This is a genomic window from Maribacter sp., from assembly GCF_039974175.1.
In the GTDB taxonomy this organism is placed as follows: domain Bacteria; phylum Bacteroidota; class Bacteroidia; order Flavobacteriales; family Flavobacteriaceae; genus Maribacter_C.
The window spans coordinates 858,434-878,033 of record NZ_JBDWJN010000003.1 but is presented as its reverse complement, the minus strand read 5'-3'; the positions used below and the strand labels follow the sequence as shown (position 1 = coordinate 878,033).

The 19,600-nt window shown below is 40.3% G+C and carries 10 protein-coding genes; 4 read left to right on the top strand and 6 right to left on the bottom strand.

Annotation, left to right across the window (positions count from 1 at the left end; all coding sequences use genetic code 11):
• The 3 genes from ABJN95_RS04915 to ABJN95_RS04905 all read right to left on the bottom strand — a co-directional run.
• On the bottom strand, window positions 1-3,555 hold a 3,555-nt coding region (locus ABJN95_RS04915; protein ID WP_348368884.1), incomplete at its 3' end, for a SprB repeat-containing protein.
• 995 nt (window positions 3,556-4,550) lie between these two features.
• Window positions 4,551-6,674 (bottom strand): PorP/SprF family type IX secretion system membrane protein, encoded by a 2,124-nt coding sequence (locus tag ABJN95_RS04910; protein WP_348368883.1) that lies wholly within the window; start codon window positions 6,672-6,674, stop codon window positions 4,551-4,553.
• A 9-nt stretch (window positions 6,675-6,683) separates the two neighbouring features.
• A complete protein-coding gene (locus ABJN95_RS04905) occupies window positions 6,684-8,924 on the bottom strand; it encodes a gliding motility-associated C-terminal domain-containing protein (RefSeq protein WP_348368882.1) in 2,241 nt (746 codons plus the stop codon).
• Between the two features lie 284 nt (window positions 8,925-9,208).
• On the opposite strand from ABJN95_RS04905, the gene ABJN95_RS04900 reads away from it, so the two are divergent.
• Complete coding sequence (locus ABJN95_RS04900; RefSeq protein WP_348368881.1) at window positions 9,209-10,894, top strand: glutamine--tRNA ligase/YqeY domain fusion protein; 1,686 nt, start codon at window positions 9,209-9,211, stop codon at window positions 10,892-10,894.
• A 268-nt stretch (window positions 10,895-11,162) separates the two neighbouring features.
• On the opposite strand, the gene ABJN95_RS04895 is transcribed toward ABJN95_RS04900, so the two are convergent.
• Window positions 11,163-12,089 (bottom strand): SPFH domain-containing protein, encoded by a 927-nt coding sequence (locus tag ABJN95_RS04895; protein WP_348368880.1) that lies wholly within the window; start codon window positions 12,087-12,089, stop codon window positions 11,163-11,165.
• 153 nt (window positions 12,090-12,242) lie between these two features.
• On the opposite strand from ABJN95_RS04895, the gene ABJN95_RS04890 reads away from it, so the two are divergent.
• Window positions 12,243-12,962, top strand: coding sequence for a hypothetical protein (locus ABJN95_RS04890; RefSeq protein ID WP_348368879.1), 720 nt, complete (start codon window positions 12,243-12,245; stop codon window positions 12,960-12,962).
• An 8-nt stretch (window positions 12,963-12,970) separates the two neighbouring features.
• Here the strand turns inward: ABJN95_RS04890 and gltX are convergent, their stop codons facing one another.
• Complete coding sequence (gene gltX, locus ABJN95_RS04885) at window positions 12,971-14,479, bottom strand: glutamate--tRNA ligase (RefSeq protein WP_348368878.1); 1,509 nt, start codon at window positions 14,477-14,479, stop codon at window positions 12,971-12,973.
• Between the two features lie 64 nt (window positions 14,480-14,543).
• Window positions 14,544-15,593 carry an alkane 1-monooxygenase gene (locus ABJN95_RS04880; protein WP_348368895.1) on the bottom strand — a complete coding sequence of 350 codons (1,050 nt, stop codon included), beginning with the start codon at window positions 15,591-15,593 and terminating at the stop codon, window positions 14,544-14,546.
• A 51-nt stretch (window positions 15,594-15,644) separates the two neighbouring features.
• Here ABJN95_RS04880 and ABJN95_RS04875 point away from each other — a divergent pair, with 51 nt between their 5' ends.
• Both ABJN95_RS04875 and ybeY read left to right on the top strand, forming a co-directional pair.
• Window positions 15,645-19,172, top strand: coding sequence for a hypothetical protein (locus tag ABJN95_RS04875; protein ID WP_348368877.1), 3,528 nt, complete (start codon window positions 15,645-15,647; stop codon window positions 19,170-19,172).
• Window positions 19,165-19,587, top strand: a complete 423-nt coding sequence (gene ybeY, locus ABJN95_RS04870) for an rRNA maturation RNase YbeY (protein WP_348368876.1) — start codon at window positions 19,165-19,167, stop codon at window positions 19,585-19,587. Before ABJN95_RS04875 ends, ybeY begins: the two co-directional genes overlap by 8 nt.
• The last annotated feature ends 13 nt before the right edge of the window (window positions 19,588-19,600 follow it).

Genomic DNA, 19,600 nt, shown 5'->3' with positions numbered 1-19,600 from the left:
AGTATGTCCTGCGGTAGTTGCGGCAGTCCATGCCCCTCCATTGATGCTGTATTGGTAATCACCTGAACCACCGGTTGTAGGTGTTACGCTACCTACGGTAATCTGTCCGAGTTGCAGACAGGTATATGCTTGTGTTTGTACAGCCTCGGCAGCCAGGGCTGCTGGTTCGGAAATAACATAATCTAAATCTACTATACAGCCAGAACTATCGGTAACTTGAATAGGATACGTTGCAGGAGCAAGACCTACGAAAGAGGGTGTTGGCTGCGTAGTTGCACCAGCATCAATACTATAGGTAAAAGGACCTACTCCCCCGGTTGGTACAATAGTAATGTCGGCATCCGTACTGCCGTTACAACTGACTTCTGTGTCACCAGTTACCGCTATTGTCATGGCCCCATTGTCTGAAATGGTAACGGGGTTGGAAAAAGAAAAACATCCATTAGCATCAACAACTATAAATACATAGGTGCCATCTTCATTTGGAAAATATTCATCAATAAGATCATTGTCTGTGTCTCTCCATCCGAAGGTGAAAACATCCTCTACCTGATAGGCACCCCCGGGAATTGCAGATACTGAAGCGTATAAGTCAGTGCCATCCTTGCTCCATATGGCAAAGCCATAATCGGGATTTGGAAAACCTCCTGCTGCTGATACGGTTATTGTTCCAGCTGTACAACCAATATCTTGTGTTAACAGCGCTGAAACTGTTGGATCTGGAGTACGAGCAACCGTTACGTTTTGTGAGATGGTACAACCATCATCAGTGGCCACCTCTATGATGTAATCGCCCTCATTTACATTGAACGTATGCGTATTGTCAGGTTGCGCCGTTTCGTCATCAATCAGTGTTCCGTCAGATTGTCTTAGAATGTAGGTATAGTTCGGTTCTACATTCAAAATATCTACTTGAATACTGCCTTGGGTATTACAGTTTGCAGGGCTAGTGGTGATATCAACTTGAAAGTTTCTATCTAGGATACCGATATCGGGTGTGCTGAAGACACAAGCATTCGTAATAGGGTCTCCGCTACCGTCTAACTGAACAACGTCTACACGGTACTGGCCGTTTGAAGTAATGGTAAAGTTGGGGCCATTGTTTGCACTATACGGAACTAATATTGCATTGTTTGTAATGTCAACTAATTGAAAGCCATAACCAGCTCCAATATTAGTAATATTGATATATCCATCGGTTGTACAAATGATGTCTCTTGTTTCGTATACCAGATCTAAGTTGTTTTGAAAGACATCAAAATAGAACCTGTTGAAACAGCCGTTTTGATAGGTCACCACCAAGCGGTATTTACCTGCTGAATTGGCCGTATAGCTGCTTCCTGTGGCTACTTGATTCCAAGTACAGGTTGCATTTTTATTGGCACAATCATCTGGAGCGGCAGTACAACTACCTTCGTCTAAAAGCTCCCAAGAAATGGTTTGCGCATCAGTTATATTGGTTTGTAAGATTTGAGAATCACCGGAGCCGCACAAGAAAATTTTGGCAAGTTCATCTCCATCAATACTACAGGTTGCAATTTCGCCTTCAATATCGTTAGTGACATCCGCATCAGAATTTACTGTATTGAAATAGTCGATAATAGGGTTAATAGTGTTGGAGCCGAAACGTTCCACTACCAGTATCTCCTTAAACCCTTTACAAGGGTCGGCAACTATTTTATCAACGATATAAGTACCTTCTTGAGATACCAGTAAGGTATCAGATGTGCCCGTTTGTAAGACGGTATCGGTGGCATCTAAAATGCCATTTTCATTGTCGTCGAAAACCCATACATAAGTATCAAAATTGTTACCTACATCTAAAAGTACATCATCACCGCAAAGTTGTACAGTTCTTGTGAAATTACAGTTTTCTAAATCGTCTAATAGGAAGTTGGTAGCACCAGGAATAATAAACCCGCAGCTATTAAAATCCGTTACGCTGGGGTCATCGGTAATTTGGTTGTCATTGACGACGCCTTCATAGGTTGAATACGCCAAGTTTTGAATTAGATCGGTACAGGCATCAATAAAATCATAACAGTTCTCTGCTACTCTAACGCGCATGCGAATAGATGATACAGGATCGCTGACTTCAATAAGGTTGTCAGGTATGGTGAATAATACAGTCCTAGTAGGAGCATCAAAAGTGTAGGTTACCCCTGGAGGAAGCACAAAATTACCCTCGTCTAAGGTTACATTTATTGGCAATACATCGCGAATAGTGTAGTTGGTACCATCATCATTCCCCAGGTTTCGAAAAGACAACACATAATCTAAAGTTTGACCCAAGTTCACACCTAGCCCTGTAATGTCATTACCCGCAATATCTTCTACTCTTTTTTCAAGTACAATATCGGGTTCAATAATTTCAATATTAAAGGAGTTGAAGTAGGGATAATATTGATCGCCATTTGTTTGAAAACGGAAAGTAGCTGCTGTTTCGCTGTTGGGTATTACAGAGTTTGCAAAATTGTTTAAGGTGAAAATATCAGTGTCAAAACCGAGTGTATTTGCACTGCTTGGATTTCTGCCCGGCAGGTCTACGCCATTTAAGGTAATATTGCTATTGAAAAAGTTGTTAGCAGGGTTACTTCCATTACTCATGGTAGTAAATGAGGCATTACTGGCAGCACGAATTCGCATACGGTCTCCGGTAATTCTAAAATCACCTTCTAAGGTCGCGGCTCCTATATCTGCATTTACTTGGCCAGCAGGAATGGTGGTGAAGCCATTATACGGAATATCTATTTGATCTGTATTTCTTACCCTTGCAAAACCATCAAAAGTGGTTATCAGTTTTCCTGTCAAGTTCGGATTTTCATAAACGATAACGAGCGTCCAACCCCCCGTAGAACCCCCACCAGGTGTCAAACCTCCGGTAGTTGCCCGTATGTTAGCAACGGTGTAGTCTCCTGTAGGGTCTGCTAATGGTGTTAGCAAGGCTGTAATATCTGCGTAACATGCATAAGGGCTGTTTTGTAACACTGATGCATCTGTGCTGGTAAAGCCATCAAATAGCACTTCATCGGCCGTAATATCAACATAGGTGCCGCCTGGGACCCGAAGTTGAACCTGGTTAAAATCGTTTTGTCTACCGGTACCAACGGCAACGGTATTTGCTGTGTAGTTGTTACCATCGTACGACCCATTGGCAGTCGCACTTGGATAGGTCGCAGACCAGTATAAGCCGGCATATCTAATGAGATTACAATCAGGGTTTGGAAATGCTAAATTCGCAGTACTGGAACTAAATCTTCCACCCCCCGGATCTACATTGACATACTGCATTTGTTTGTAGTCATTGTAGTTCTGGCGCCCTCCGGTCTCTGGATTGTTATTGTTGTTGGTGCTTAAATTGTTATAACCGTCTTCAGGCTCTGTTGTGGCCGTTCCCCCGTCTCGGTTAACAATTTGGTTAGATATAAATGTGAGGTCACCTTTGATGTTGTCTTGATAACGAACCTCAAAGTTGTTGTATTCTTGTGAAAACCCGATTAAACTCAGCAAAAACACACTGAGGACAAGTAATTTTTTGGTAAAATTTGGTATCATTTTGCCAGTAGGTTTGGTTTGATCTCATCAAGCTGTGTTTGCAACTTAAGAGCGGTTATTTGGTTGATCTGCTTCTAAAATTTTAAAACTTAAAAAAGCACTAGCTATTACTAACAAATATTAACCTTAAAATTGAGGGGTAGAAGTTTATGTTGTGGTACCTGCAAATTATGTTGTGAACGCGTAAATGACAGGGGTTTGCGAATATGAAACTACCTCATACACGGTAAAATAGCTGATTTGTAGGAACAGGAAAAATTCACCGTATATTGCTAAAATCGGAACATATTATTGTTTTAAAAGCACCCCGTAAAGTTGGCGTGATTATATTTTTGAACCTCCTAATACTCAGATGTAAATAGGCGCTTAAACGGTTTTTTTCGTCGATAAATGGCATTTTTTTGCAATATAAAGCTTTGAAAAAGCAACAGTTTTCTTTAAGGTCAAATAGTATTTTGACCATAAAATATTTTCATATTGAGCAATAAAAAGGGCAAATGATTTTAAGGGAAGAAACTTTTATTGGCACCATGGCAAAGACCAGAATCGCTAATTAAAAAAATAAGGCCTATTATTTTGTGTATTTTTCTAGTATTTTCTCAGAATTCTTTGCCTTAATTCTAAAGATATGTTTAGGGTTGTTTCGCCTTTAGAAGTTTATCAGATACGGTTAGCGTGGACTATTGATTGGACTTTTAAACGGTATTTCTTCACGCTATGATAAAGACATGAAAACCTTGTCTGGCAAGAGACTCCAAATAATATTTGACAATTGTAATTATACAGTGAACTGTAATGCTGGGCAAAGTATTCGTCTGAAATGAAAGCCACTGCTAAATGCTGAAATTTCAACATCTTTAGGTGGGGTTGGTTTAATTCGAAAACAGCAAGTAAAGCGGATATTTTAGCAGCCGAAAAATGGGTTCATAAAAAAGCCCCTTCTTGAGGGGCATATTTTAAGGCGGTAACAAAATAAAAATGCTCGATCATGAATATCAGGCAACCTGCTTGCTTGGATGCACGCGCATAATCCACATTTTGTCATCGTACGAGTCGTTTAATTTGGAATAATATGAAATTAAGGCGTTGTTCCAGTATTCGTGTCTTTTTAAATACACATACCTCCAGTTGTTTTCGGGGTTTATAAAGTAGCTGGCGCTCAGCCCATAAGAATTCAAAAGTTTTACAAATCTATTGGCATTGTTCGGATTGGCAAAGACATTGGCGATAATGTAATAGCCAGATCCAACACCGTCAATTTTAAAGTTTCTTGGTGTAGTAGTCTTTGATGCTACACGGTCTCTAACAGTTACGTTTTTCTTTAGTTCATCAGTATTGTATTTGGTAGACTTTTGCTGAAGCTTGTCTACATTACTCGCATAGGCTTCGTTGGTGTAACGATTATCTACATTCATGATCCATAAATCTTCTGCATATCTTCCATCCATATTACTTTTATGGGCATCAGCTGCTTCCTGCCAGGTATCGTAACGTTCTAAATATACATATTTCAGCCCATTGGATGGGTTATCAATATAGTCTGAAGAGAATCCTTGACGATTGAGCTTGTCCATGAAATTATTCATGTACTTTCCTCCTTTATAAACATTAGCTACTACATAGAAGCCATCAGTTACCCCCTCAAGGTTTTTAAACTTTCTACTTTTTATAGCATCACGATTGATGCTTGGTTGGTAATCACTTGCTTTGGTGTTGTCTTGTGCAATTGCCGTGGTAGACGGCTTTGTATCTTTAGCTCTAGAATCATCTCGAACCGCTAGGGTTGTTGGTGGGGTTTTTGGTATTGGTCTCGTATTGTCACGGGTAGTATTTGGAGCCTTGTTGGCATCATTATATGCGAGACCCGTGTTGCTATCTTTTCCATTGAGGAACAGTTGTTCTGCTCTTTTTTCAAGGTCAGGTCGTTCGCCTTTGGTCTGATTGCGCACCATTCGCATGACCATTTCAAAACGACGTTCCAGATCGCGTTGACGGTCTGCTTCCAAAGAATCTTGACGGAACATTAATTCGGCTAAGACCTCTTCATTTTCGGCAAGTCGCTTTTTCAATTCATCGACTTCCTCGTTTGCTACTAAGCTTTCGGCATTCAGCTCTTCATTTTCAACAAGCTCATCTCCTTCTTCTAACATCACACGATCTTCGGTAAGGTTAGGCGTGAAGGAATATGCCAAAGAGATTTCATGGGTAACTCCCAAATTATTAAAGTCGGTGCCAAATCCTTTTTCCATGGTGTATCCTAGGGAAAGGCGTTGGTTGATATTAAATCCTGCTCCAGCAGAAGCTCCGTAGAAGGAGTCATAACCTCCTTGTAGCCACCCCAACTTGGGAAGGTCTAAAATTAAACTTCCTCCCAACGATAGATCCTGCTCTTCTTGAGAAACTAGACCGCTTCTTGGGTTCATGCGCACTCTTGCCAAGGGCATTAGGCGCCCTCGCTCTAGCATACCGCTTCCGTTTTTAAACGGATAGGTATATTGTAGATGCGCTGAATAGGTTTTATTTTTAAAATCGGTAAGGGTTTCACTCGTTTTTAGGTTGTAATCAAATAGGTTTTCGGCGAATACTCCAAAATCAAATTGACCGTACGATAAGTTGAATCCAGGTTGAAACGAAAGTACATTACTATCTTGTGTACCGTTTATTCTAAAATCATTCGGGTCTACAATATCCACATCTGCACGGTTTAAGCCGGTATTATAATAGGCTAAGTTAGCACCAAACGTAAAGTTGCTTTTGTCACTCAATTTAATACCATAAGCAAAGTTGGCTAATGCGCCAATATTGGCAACCGGCCCCACTTTTTGGTTATACACACTTAAGCCCAGACCGCTGCGGTCACCTACCCTACCACTATAGCTTAAAAAATAGGTCTGGTCATTATCTTTAAAAGATACCGATTGGTTTCTGTGTAACAAGTTGATATACGAATTATCCTCACGTACCGTAGAAAAAGTAGGGTTGATCAAAAAGCGATTGAATTTCAAAAGGTTTTGAGGCGCTACCTGATACGGTAAAATAGGATCGTCTTCTTGCGCACTGACCGTGGTCAAAGACATGAAAGCAATCAAGGGTAGTATTAGTAGGTTTCTTAGTTTCATTGTATTTGGTTATCGAATAACAGTAATGGTACCTTGCTTTAATGTTTCGGTGGCATTCTTAATAACATAGTAGAATACCATATTTTGTTTCGTAAATGAGGTTGACGATTGGGGCCAGTTGTTGGCATAATTGGTTTCGTTGACCAACTCTACGCCTTTATCATTATAAATAATTACATTCACATCTGATTTGTTGGAATAGGAATTCGGAATTACCCATTGATCGTTTGCACCATCTCCGTTAGGAGTAATCACATTTGGAACATTGAATAGATCTAGGTAAACAGCGGTTACTTGTCTGGTAACTTGGCAATTATCAATATTTGCAAGAAGTGTAAAGGTGCCATCTTCGGTAAAGGTCATTTGATCGGTACTACTTAATAAGTTATTGCCTTCATCAAACCATTGGTAAGCAGTTCCTCCACTTGCCGTTACCGTTCTTGAGCTTCCCTCTGGAAAGACCACTTCGCCATCAACATCTAGAGTAATCAAGTTGGCATCTAAGGGTGTAATGGCAATTTCGTTTGAGGGCAAAGAGCATCCATCTTTATCTAGAACCAATCGGTATAAACCAGGTTCAGTTATAACAAGGGCGGTATCTGTTGTATTGATAGCCGCACCATCTCTTTCCCAAGAGAAACTCTCTCCGCTTAAGTCAGTAGCGGTACTTATGGTGATGGTATCTGAAGAATTGCAATACACTGTACTAGTGCTAGAGATGGTTACTGTTTCGTTGGTTAATAGTCGAACCGGCAACATATTTGAAGTTTCATTGTAACTTCCTAAAGCAGCATTAACGGTATAGTCTCCGTTTTCGGTTGTGTTTGTTAAACTTATACTTTGACTCGTAGCACCGCCTACATTTGTGCCGTCTAGCTGCCATTGATAGGCAAAAGATGTTTCCAATTGGGCGGTAACATCAGATCTTGTGCCATCGCTTGCAACGGCATTTATTGTGGCAACTTCTAGAATAGCGTTGGTACTTACACAGGCTGTATACGGAGAATCATAATCAATAACTATTTCGAAACTAGCGGGCACTACTGCAACGGTATTCTCAGAATTGATGGTTGAAGAACAGCTTCCTGATGATGTTACCGCAGCATAATACGTACCATCTTGAGTAATGTCTAAAGTTGCATTGGTTGCACCACCTATTGGTGCGCTATTTCTATACCATTGGTAGCTTGGTGTGGTCGCAGTGGTACTAACACTTAACGTCTCTGGTTGTGATGGTAAAACGACAACATTTGCTGGGTTGTCTCTTGTAACGGTAAATGCACCTGCATTGGTTATGGTTATAGGAGCGGATCTTTCTGTGCAAGCGCCGATGGCAGATATTTCTACCTGGTAGTCGCCTTCAAATCCGGCTATACTTGCATCTACTGTATATGATGTGCTTGTTGCTCCAGAAATGGTTGCGCCATCTTTATACCATTGGTAGCTCCATGAAGGATCTGTAGTATCGATCACCAGGGTTTCGGTATCCCCAGCGCAAAGCGCAGTTTTACTTGGGGTCGTAATACCAATTCCGGCACCAGTTGAACCTATTGTAACCGTTACGACGTTGGAGTCGGTATTTCCATTAAACGTACAGTCACCGTAGTTAATCAAGGCTTGATACATTCCACTCTGGGTAATTGTAATCGTATGATTTGTTTCCGAAGGCAGTAAAGTTCCGCTTCGGTACCATTGGTATTGGTATGTCTCTGGGTTGGCAATGTTGTCAACTTGTAGATCTATGGAAGTTGGATCACATAGATTCCCCGGAGGATTGCCGTCACCTAGCTCACTTATGTTAATATTGCTGGTAACAGCCATATAATACATGGGATAGACATCGGCTGATTCAGCCTGACTTACCGGACTAGTACTCCGAGCACGAAATTTGTACCCTGCACCCTGAGTATCTGTCGGAATCGCAAAGTTTAGATCGAAGTTTTTTGGGTTGGCATTATTTTGATCACTAACCCTGCCCAATTCGACCGGGTTCGTAAAATCACCGTTGGCATCGGATAGTTCTAAGACAAATTCATTGTCTGAGTTGGCTGTACCACCCCATGCGATAGTTACATCGTACGAGTTGAATGGCCCAGAGCCACTGTCGATACCAGCACAGATTTTGGTAAAGCCAGATGAACCACCTGCGGGTACTGGAGGCAGAACAGAAATTTGAGAAGACATTTGAAAAGACACCAACACAAAGAGCGTCGATAGTAATAGACGGGGAAATCGTAAGTTAGTTTTCATAAGTAGAGTAGTTTTGGGTGCTATAAGTTTTATCTTCAGATTTGGGACTTTGGATAAAATAAAGGTTTCATCTTTTGTTGACCACGATACAGCGGCAGGTTTACTACAGTTTCAATTCTACAGTATTCAAAAACAAATATGTCTTTTATTTATTGGTATACGAATTTAATGTTGTATCAAGAATCAAAACTGTTGTGAAATCCATGAATTGTATGGTTAGGTTTTTTTTGTAGTCCGTAATCACTGCATTTTCGCTATTTTTGTGCTTCTTTAAAAAGCACCTTATGAGCGATTCGGAAAGACCGTTGAATTTTCTAGAGCATATCATCGAAGATGACCTTAAAAATGGGTTTCCTAAAGATGCCCTACGCTTTCGTTTTCCGCCTGAACCCAATGGATATTTGCACATAGGGCACGCCAGTTCGATCTGCTTAAATTTTGGATTGGGATTGCGTTATAATGCACCTGTAAATCTACGTTTTGACGATACGAATCCAGCGAAGGAAGAGCAGGAGTTTGTAGATGCCATAAAAAGAGATGTTGAATGGCTCGGATACCAATGGAATACCGAACGGTATGCCTCGGATTATTTCCAGCAACTCCATGATTGGGCAGTTGTTTTAATCAAAGAAGGAAAAGCCTATGTAGATAGTCAAACTTCAGAGGAGATGGCGGCTCAAAAAGGTACTCCAACTGAGTCGGGTACGGAAAGCCCATTTCGAAATCGTTCTGTTGAGGAGAACCTCGAACTGTTTGCCGACATGAAAGCAGGTAAATATGACGAAGGCATGCATGTTCTAAGAGCGAAGATTGATATGACTTCTTCGAATATGCTAATGCGAGATCCGATTATGTATCGGGTTTTACACAAAGCACATCACAGAACAAATACCGATTGGTGTATTTACCCTATGTACGATTGGACTCATGGCGAGAGCGATTATATCGAACAAGTTTCACATTCGCTTTGTACCTTAGAATTTGCGATGCACCGCGAATTATACAATTGGTTTTTGGACCAAGTGGTAGACCAGGAAAGAGTGCGTCCGAAACAACGCGAATTTGCCAGAAGAAACTTGAGTCATACGGTGGTAAGTAAGCGAAAGTTGGCCAGGTTGGTAGAAGATGGAGTGGTTAACGGATGGGATGATCCGCGTATGCCTACTATTTCAGGACTAAGAAGAAGGGGCTATTCTCCTGAATCAATTAGAAACTTTGCCGATACTATTGGCATTGCGAAACGAGACAATCTTATTGACGTTTCACTCTTGGAGTTTCAAGTACGTGATCATTTGAACAAAGTTGCTCCCAGGGTTATGGGTGTTTTAGACCCGCTGAAGGTGGTCATTACAAATTATCCTGATGGGGAGGAAGAGTGGTTGGATGCTGAGAACAATCCTGGAGTTGAATCAGATGGTTCAAGAAAGGTTCCATTTTCCAAGGAAATCTATATTGAAAAAGAAGATTTTAGAGAAGAAGCCAACAAGAAGTTCTTTCGCCTTAAATTGGGCAAGGAGGTCCGACTTAAGAATGCGTACATCATTAAGGCCGAAAGTTGTACAAAAGATTCTGAAGGTAATGTGATAGCGGTTCAGTGTACTTATGATCCAAAAAGTAAAAGCGGAAGTGGTACTGAAGAAAGCCTAAGAAAAGTCAAGGGAACCTTGCATTGGGTTTCTATAAAACATGCGTTGGAAGCTGAGGTGCGATTGTATGACCGACTCTTTACAGATGAAAGTCCAGATACACATAAAGACAAGGATTTTATGGAATTTGTAAATCCTGATTCCTTGAATGTGATTACTGGATATTTGGAGCCCAGTTTGAAAGATGCCAAAGTTGGCGACCAAGTTCAATTTCAGCGGTTGGGGTATTTCTGTGTTGACCCTGATACAACTTCCGAAAAATTAGTTTTCAATAGAACTGTTGGTCTACGGGATTCTTGGGCCAAAATTGAGCAAAAAAGCTGATATCGATTTTTCTTATTAATGTTAATATATCAATCGGTATTTTCTATTAAAATCGTCGTTTTTTAAGGCATTTTTAGCCATTTTCTGCAACATGGAAAGGCAACAGCTCTCCTACTCTATAAAGTGCCTTAAACGTTATTAAAATACGAATTCTGATTTTTCTATTACCTATTGGCCAGCTCGGTTTGAAAGGTAGTCGTATAACAAGCAACATCAAAAAACCCGCTCTCAAGTATTGGAGCGGGTTTGTTTTTAAATGCACAAAGTTCTATTCTAATTTCTTTGGTTTATTTTTCTTCATCGCCTCACCAATTTGATTACTAGCCGTAAAACTGGCCACCATATCATTTAGCATTTGGCTACCGGCCTGAGGAGAGTTTGGCAATAAGATCAAATTACTGTTGGTTTCCTGTCCTATAGACTGTAAAGTATCATAGTGTTGTGTTACAACTATCAAAGCAGATGCCTCTTGAGAATTAATGCCTACTTTGTTCAGTACTTCAACTGACTCCTCAAGACCTCTCGCAATTTCACGACGTTGATCTGCGATACCTTGACCTTGTAATCTTTTGCTCTCCGCTTCCGCTTTCGCTTTTTCTACTATTAAGATACGAGCGGCGTCACCCTCAAATTGAGCAGCTATTTTTTCACGCTCTGAAGCGTTGATTCGGTTCATGGCTTCTTTTACCTGAGCATCAGGATCAATGTCGGTAACCAGGGTTTTAATAATGTCATATCCATAAGTCATCATTGCTTCATTCAATTCAGATTTTACCGCAATGGCAATATCATCTTTGCGAACAAATACATCATCGAGTTTCATTTTAGGTACTTCGGCACGAACCACATCAAATACATACGATGTAATCTGATCGTGGGGATAGTCAAGTTTGTAGAAAGCATCATATACCTTATCACGAATTACTTTGTATTGTACCGATACTTTCAAGCGTACGAATACATCGTCTAGAGTTTTGGTTTCTATGATAACGTCTAATTGCTGAATTTTTAAGCTTAGTCTTCCTGCGATTCTATCCACTAGAGGAATTTTCATGTGAAGCCCTGAGTGTCGAATGCTATGAAATTTACCAAAACGCTCAATGACAACAGCGGTTTGCTGTTTTACTATAAAAAATGCAGAAATGAGGATTATTAGTCCCAAGAATATAAAAGGTATGTAGAAAAAACTGCCCATAATTTTTGTTTTTAGGTTTATAAATTGAATTTACGCAAATCGCTTAATATATCTGTAGGGTTTTCTTTAGAATTGTTACAGTGTACAAATAATGACTACCTTGTTTATCGAGTTTCCCTACCATTTATTAGTATTCAATAAACCAACCTTCATATGGAAAGATACTCCAAGCTTCATTTGTGGATGATTATACTTTTTTTAATTGTTCAAATTAGCATCTTCAACTATTATTGGCCTACGTTCACTACCGAATCTTGGGAATTTCATGTTCATTATTGGCTGGTAACTGCTTGGTATATTTTCATGATACTCCAACCCTATTTTATTGTAAGAGGAAAAATAGAAAAACACCGAACCTTTGGCATTATCGGTTTTCTCATTGCCGGTGGGGCCATATTTACAGCCATTAGTCTGCTAGACTTTCCACTAAAACTTGTTGAGAACCACAATCCAGAAAGACCGGGGCCACCAGTTTCATTTTACTATGGTACGCTTGTAGTCGAATTGGTCTTGATTATCGCCTTTGCCTATGCTGTAGTCAAAGGTATTTTGACTAGAAAAAAGCTAAGCGAGCATTCTTGGTGGTTGATATGCAGTGCTTTTTATATGATGCCACCTGCTCTTGGCAGGGGGCTGATCCAATTCTGGCGAAAAGTTTTGCCTCCTGAAAATTTTAATCCCATGATTGTATTTGTATCTGCAGAAATAATCTACATTCCATTGCTTCTACTTTTTGCCCAGAAATTTGGCAAGATGAAGCATCAAGCCACACTAATTGGAATCGTTTTGGTGGTTTTTCGATTTCTTAGAGTACCGATTGGTTCTTCCGAAGTGGTACAAGAAATTCTAAAGGCCTTTATAAAATGGCAATAGGCCCTAATTTAGGCAAAATGGGCTATTGCACGTTGAATTCGATCGATACTTTCCTTCCTGCCGATCATCTCGAGAATATCAAAAATATGAGGACCTTTCATATCACCTACGATCACTAATCGAAGTGGGGGCATCACTTTTCCAAAAGACAGTTCTTTTTCGGAAATCCATGATTTTACTGAGGTTTCAACATTTTCAGATGAGAAATCCTGAACACCCTCAAGTACAGATACCAGTTGGTTCAAAATTTCAGCAGTATCTACCTTCCATTGCTTTTTAGAAGCCTTTTCATTGTATGAACTAGGAGCGATAAAGAAGTAATTGGCAAGTTCCCAAAAGTCGGAAACGAAAACAGCACGCTCTTTAACTAGAGAAACTATTCTTTCAATTGAACTTCGGTCAGCTTGATCAGAATCTAATACTTTTTCTCGTATAATAGGAAGGAAGAGGTCGGTCAATTCTGAAACGCTCCTTTCTTGCAAATAATGTTGATTATACCATTTGGTCTTGCCAGGATCAAATCGCGCACCCGACTTGTTTACCCTTTCTAGGTCAAAGGCCTCAACAAGTTCAGATAGACTAAAAATTTCTTGTTCCGTCCCTGGATTCCATCCAAGTAAGGCTAAGAAGTTGATAACAGCTTCTGGAAAATACCCTTCCTCGCGGTACCCTGTTGATTCTCCCCATGACAAAGGAAATACAGGAAAACCTAATTTCTCTCCGTCGCGCTTGCTAAGCTTTCCTTTGCCAACAGGTTTCATAATTAAAGGAAGGTGTGCAAATTCGGGAGCATCCCATCCGAAGGCATCATATAGTTGTTGATGAAGTGCCAAAGAGGGTAACCATTCTTCTCCGCGAATGACATGACTGATCTCCATTAAGTGATCATCGACGATATTCGCCAAGTGATAGGTTGGCATTCCGTCACTTTTAAAAAGGACTTTGTCGTCTAGAATATTGGTGTCAATATGTATTTCTCCACGTACGATGTCGGTCAACACCAATTTTTTGTCTTGTGGAGATTTGAAACGAACTACGTAGTCTTCTCCAGCGTCTAACTTGGCTTGTACCTCTTCTTTAGAAAGCGACAATGAATTTGTAAGCTTTAGTCGGTTGTGCCAATTATAAATGAAGGTCTTTCCCTTTGCCTCATGATCTTTTCGGTGAAAGTCTAGTTTTTCAGAAGTATCAAAAGCATAATAGGCCTTTCCATTAGTAAGGAGCTCATCGGCATATTGCTTATAGAGATGTTTGCGTTCGCTCTGTCTATATGGGCCATAACCACCATCTTTTCCCACACCTTCGTCAAAAGGAATTCCGCACCAATTCAAGGCATCGATGATATATTGCTCTGCGCCTTCCACATAGCGATTCTGATCGGTATCTTCAATTCTCAGCACAAAATCACCTCCGTGCTTTTTGGCAAATAGGTAGTTGAAGAGGGCCGTACGCACTCCCCCAATATGTAACGGACCAGTGGGGCTAGGGGCAAAACGAACACGGACTTTCTCACTCATAACTTCTCAATTTTGAGCTGCAAAGATAGGAAATCCGATAGCCTAAAAAATGTAGAAATTTGAATTAAGCCTTGAGGGGTTTCATTGCATCAGGAATTCTTGGGTTCATGATTTTAAACCAAAGCGGTGGAAGAAATGACATTACCATTGAAGTGGGATAGCCGAATGGCATTTGGGGCGAAATGTCATGATAGTCAAGAATCTGATATTTCTTAGAAGATTTATAATGATGGTCGCTATGGCGGGTCAATTCATAAAGTACTATTCGCCCCATAACATGATTGCTGTTCCAGGAATGCACTTCACGCACACGCTCATATCTTCCTGAAGGTAGTTTGGTGCGCATAAGTCCGTAGTGTTCAATATAGTTTACGGTTTCTAGCATTAGAAAACCTACAATGCCGCTTGAAACGGCAAATACCAATCCGATCTCGCCAAAGAAATACAGTATAATACTTATATAAAGAACTTGGAACAATGTATACCAGAGCATATCATTCTTCAAAGAGAAAAATCCCCGTTGCTGAGACGTTAAAAGCTTCAACTGCAGTTTCCAGGCACTAAAATATTGCCGAGTCACCGAGCTAAACCAGAAAGAATATACGGTTTGGTTATATTGTGCGGTGGCTGGGTCTTCCTTGGTCGCTGCATGGGCATGATGCCCGAAATTATGTTCAATATAAAAGTGCATATAGAAGGACGGTAAAAGCAATAATTTGCCTAAATGACGTTCATTGGTAGTTTGGCGATGACCCAATTCATGGGCCACATTAATGCCGTTAGTGCCAAGTACAATACCCATTGTCAAGACCAAACCAACGAGTTCGTAGGCAGCATAGCTTGTGCTGCTAATGTCCCAAAGTAAAAATATCAGAAGGCTGAATATAATGGGCGCATTCAGGTAAAGCATCCAATCGAAAAGCTTGCTCTTTCTCTTTTCTTCTCGTTCATCACCCTCGTAATTGGAAGGGTCATGCGGCAAAAGCAATTCCAAAATGGGAATTAATACAAAAGCGTAGAAGGGTGTAAAATAGCTAAAATAACCTTTAAAATAGATACTGATTACAGCAGAAATAGGCAAGGTCATGGCGGCAAGGTACTTTAGGTCTTTAATCATTTGTCTTTTATCTAATAAAGGATTGCAACAGGGTTTAACACGAATTTGATGTTTAAATTTGTGAGAACGAGTATCTTGGTACTAAATATAGTGAATTTGAATAGTTACAATAACATACTTGAAAAACTCAGCGATTTTTCTAAAAAGTTCTACACAAAGCTATTGCTCAAGGGGGTCTTGCTTTTTTTGGCGTTCGGCCTACTGTTCTTTTTTGCGACTTTAGGGGTTGAATACTTGTTATGGCTTAACCCTACAGGACGTTTGATTCTGCTGGTACTTTTTGTGGCTATTGAATTGTTTCTATTGTTCAAGTACATCTTGACTCCTCTCTTTTATCTATTTAAACTCAAAAAGGGTATCAGCAACAAACAGGCCTCGCTTTTGATTGGGAAGCATTTTCCAGATGTAGACGATAAGCTGTATAACTTGTTGGACCTGGTAGAGGACACCAATGAGTCAGAACTTTTGTTGGCCAGTATTGAACAGCGTTCAGAAACGTTAAAACCTATTCCTTTTGCGAAGGCAGTTGATTTAGGGGAGAATCTGAAATACGTAAAGTATTTGGCGATTCCGCTCTTGTTGTTCGGTTTGATTTGGTTGAGTGGTAATTTGAGTGATTTCTTTGGATCGTACAATCGCGTAGTAAATTATGATGTAGCCTATGAGCCACCGGCGCCCTTTTCGTTTCGCCTGCTGTCTAATGATTTGGAGGTGTTGGATTCGGAAACGTTTACGGTTCAGGTGACTACGGAAGGAGAAATTCGCCCAGACCAGGTTTTTATTTCGATAAATGGAAAGGACCTCTTATTACAACAGCAAAATGGCAACTATCAATATACGTTTACGCCCCCTTTGGTTTCAACGAACTTCTTTTTTAAGGCAAACGGTATATTTTCTAGAGAATACCAGCTTCATGCATTAAAAACACCTTCAATTCAAAATTTTGAACTGGTTTTGAACTATCCAAAGTATACAAACCGCAAGTTCGAAACATTAAAAAGCACCGGAAACGCTACGTTTCCGGAAGGAACAGAGGTTACTTGGCTAATAAGAGGCAAGAACACCGATAAAATTGAGCTAGTGACCAAAGATACCGCTATGGCATTTTCAAAAGACCTAGATGCATTTGAAATGTCGAGACAAGTGTTCTCCAGTTTAACCTATGAACTCAGTACCTCAAACGATAACATTTCAAATTACGAGAAGCTGGCGTATCGATTTGATGTCGTAAAGGATGCTTATCCGACCATAAAGGCAAAACGAGTTTTAGATTCTCTAAATCCGAACACCTCCTATTATATTGGTGAGGCTTCCGATGACTATAAGTTGAAACATATTCGTTTGGTCTGTTATCCTGATGAAGAGATTGACAACCAACAAATCTTAGATTTGGTAGAGCCAGAGTCTAATTTCAATCAATTCTATTATACATTTCCCTCCGGCCTTCGATTAGAAGCGGGCAAAAATTATAGTTTCTATTTTGAAGCTACCGACAATGACGGGGTTCACAATGGCAAGACTTCCAAAAGCCAGGTTTTCCGAACCGTTTTGCTCGATGAGAACCAATTAAAAAACAAGGCACTTGAATCGCAACAGTCGATCATCAACAATTTGGACAAATCGTTGGAGAAGTTCAAGGAACAAAAGGAAACCCTAAGAGAAATCAATCAAGATCAGAAAGAGAAAAAACAGCTCAATTTTAACGACCAAAACCAGGTCAAGGATTTCTTGAAAAAGCAGCAACAACAGGAACAGATGATGCAGAAGTTCAGCAAGCAGCTTAAAGATAACCTGAACAAAAGCGACAAAAAAGATGAGATGAATGAGTTGCTCAAGGAGCGCTTAGAGCGCCAAGAAATGCAGGCCAAAAAGAATGAAAAGTTGCTAGAAGAATTGAATAAGATTGCCGATAAAATAGACAAAGAGGAACTGTCTAAGCGTTTGGAAGAGTTGGGAAAGAAACAACAAAATAGCGAGCGAAGTTTGGAACAACTACTAGAGTTGACTAAGCGGTATTATGTGACCGAAAAGGCGGCGCAATTGGCGCATGAATTAGAAAAACTGGCTGAAAGGCAAGAATTGGAGTCTGAAAAAGACACTTTGAAGGGCAAGAGGGAGGAACAAGAAAGGCTCAACAAGGAGTTTGAAAATCTTGCGCAGGATATGAATGGGCTTAGGAAAGACAATCAAGATTTAAGGAAACCGTTGGATTTAAATTTAGAAAAGCAGAAGGAACAAGACGTGAAGAGTGACCAACAGCAAGCTTCAGAGGAACTTCAGAAAGAAGAAACCAAATTGCAAAATGGTCAGAAGAAGCAAGAAACGAGCAATAAGGCTGCTCAAAAGCAGAAATCCGCAGCGCAAAAAATGAAGGAGATGAGCGAGCAGTTGCAGCAGTCAGCAGCAGGTGGAGGAGGAGGTTCCTCCATTACAGAGGATGCGGAAATGCTACGCCAGATTTTAGACAACTTGGTGATCTTTTCCTTTAAGCAGGAAAGTTTGCATGAAGAGTTGGAAGATGTCGATGTAGATGCACCGCAGTTTTCCAGTGCTATTCGTCAGCAACAGGAGTTGCGCAAACTATTTGAACATGTTGATGATAGCCTGTTTTCACTTTCGCTTCGACGTGCTGAACTTGCAGAATTTGTCAATGAACAAATCACAGAGGTGTATTACAATACAGATAAAGCGCTTGAGGCTATTGCAGAAAGTCAAATATACCAAGGTGTATCTTATCAAAAGTATGTGCTTAATGCGGCTAATAGCCTGTCTGATTTTCTAGCCAATACCTTGGATAATATGCAGCAAAGTATGCAACCCGGACAGGGTCAAGGGGAAGGAGAAGGATTTCAGCTTCCTGATATAATTAAGCAACAGGGATCGCTGCAAGAAAAGATGCAAGGCCAAGGAAAATCTGGGAAAGGGCAGCCACAGAAGGGAGAAGGAAAAGGCCAGCAAGGTGAAGGTCAAGAAGGAGATGGAGATGGTGAATCTGGTGAAGGTGGTAAAAAAGGTAAGGGGAAGGAAGGCGATTCTGGTGAGGATGGCGAGGGAAATAGTGGAACTGGAAAGGGGAAAGGGAGTGAAAACGGAAAAAATGGTGAAGGTGGAGCGAGTGGTACAGATGGCAACGGAGAGGGCGGTGGACCAAGTGAGGAAGAACTTAAGGAAATATATGAGATTTATAAGGAACAACAAATGATTCGTTCCCGCTTGGAGAATCAGCTTCAAGACATGATTAATTCAAGTGATAGAAAGTTAGGACAGAAGCTACTGCGACAAATGGAAGATTTTGAAAATGAGTTGCTTGAGAATGGGTTTACGCAACGCGCCATGAATAAGATGAATACTATTCAGTACGAGCTCTTAAAATTGGAAAACGCGACGATGAAACAGGGGAAGAAACCAGAACGCGAGAGTATTACAAATAGAAACCGGTTCACCAACCCAATACTTACTAAGCCCTCGTTGTTAGAGGATTATCGAGATGAAATTGAAATTTTAAACAGACAAGCACTACCTTTGCGCCAAAATTACCAAAACAAGGTCAAAGAGTATTTCCAAAGTAATGATTAGTTTTAATTATGTATCTGATTATCAATTAGTTAATAGTGAGTCCTATGTAGATTGGCTTGCTAAGGTTGTGGCTTCAGAAGCTAAATTGTTGGGTGATATAGCCTATATCTTTTGTGATGATACGTATTTATTAAAAGTGAATCAGGAGTTCTTACAGCACGATACCTTTACAGATATTATTACGTTCGATTATAGCAATGGAAATACGATTGCAGGAGATATATTCATTTCTACGGATCGTGTAGATGAGAATGCCAAGCATTATAATGTTTCGTTTCATGAGGAATTGCTTAGGGTGATGGCTCATGGTATTCTGCATTTGGTTGGCTATGGAGATAAGGAGGAAGGAGAAGTAATAGTGATGCGCAGCAAGGAAGAAGAGAAGATGAAATTGTTCCACGTGGAACAAAAATAGCTTAGGTATACGA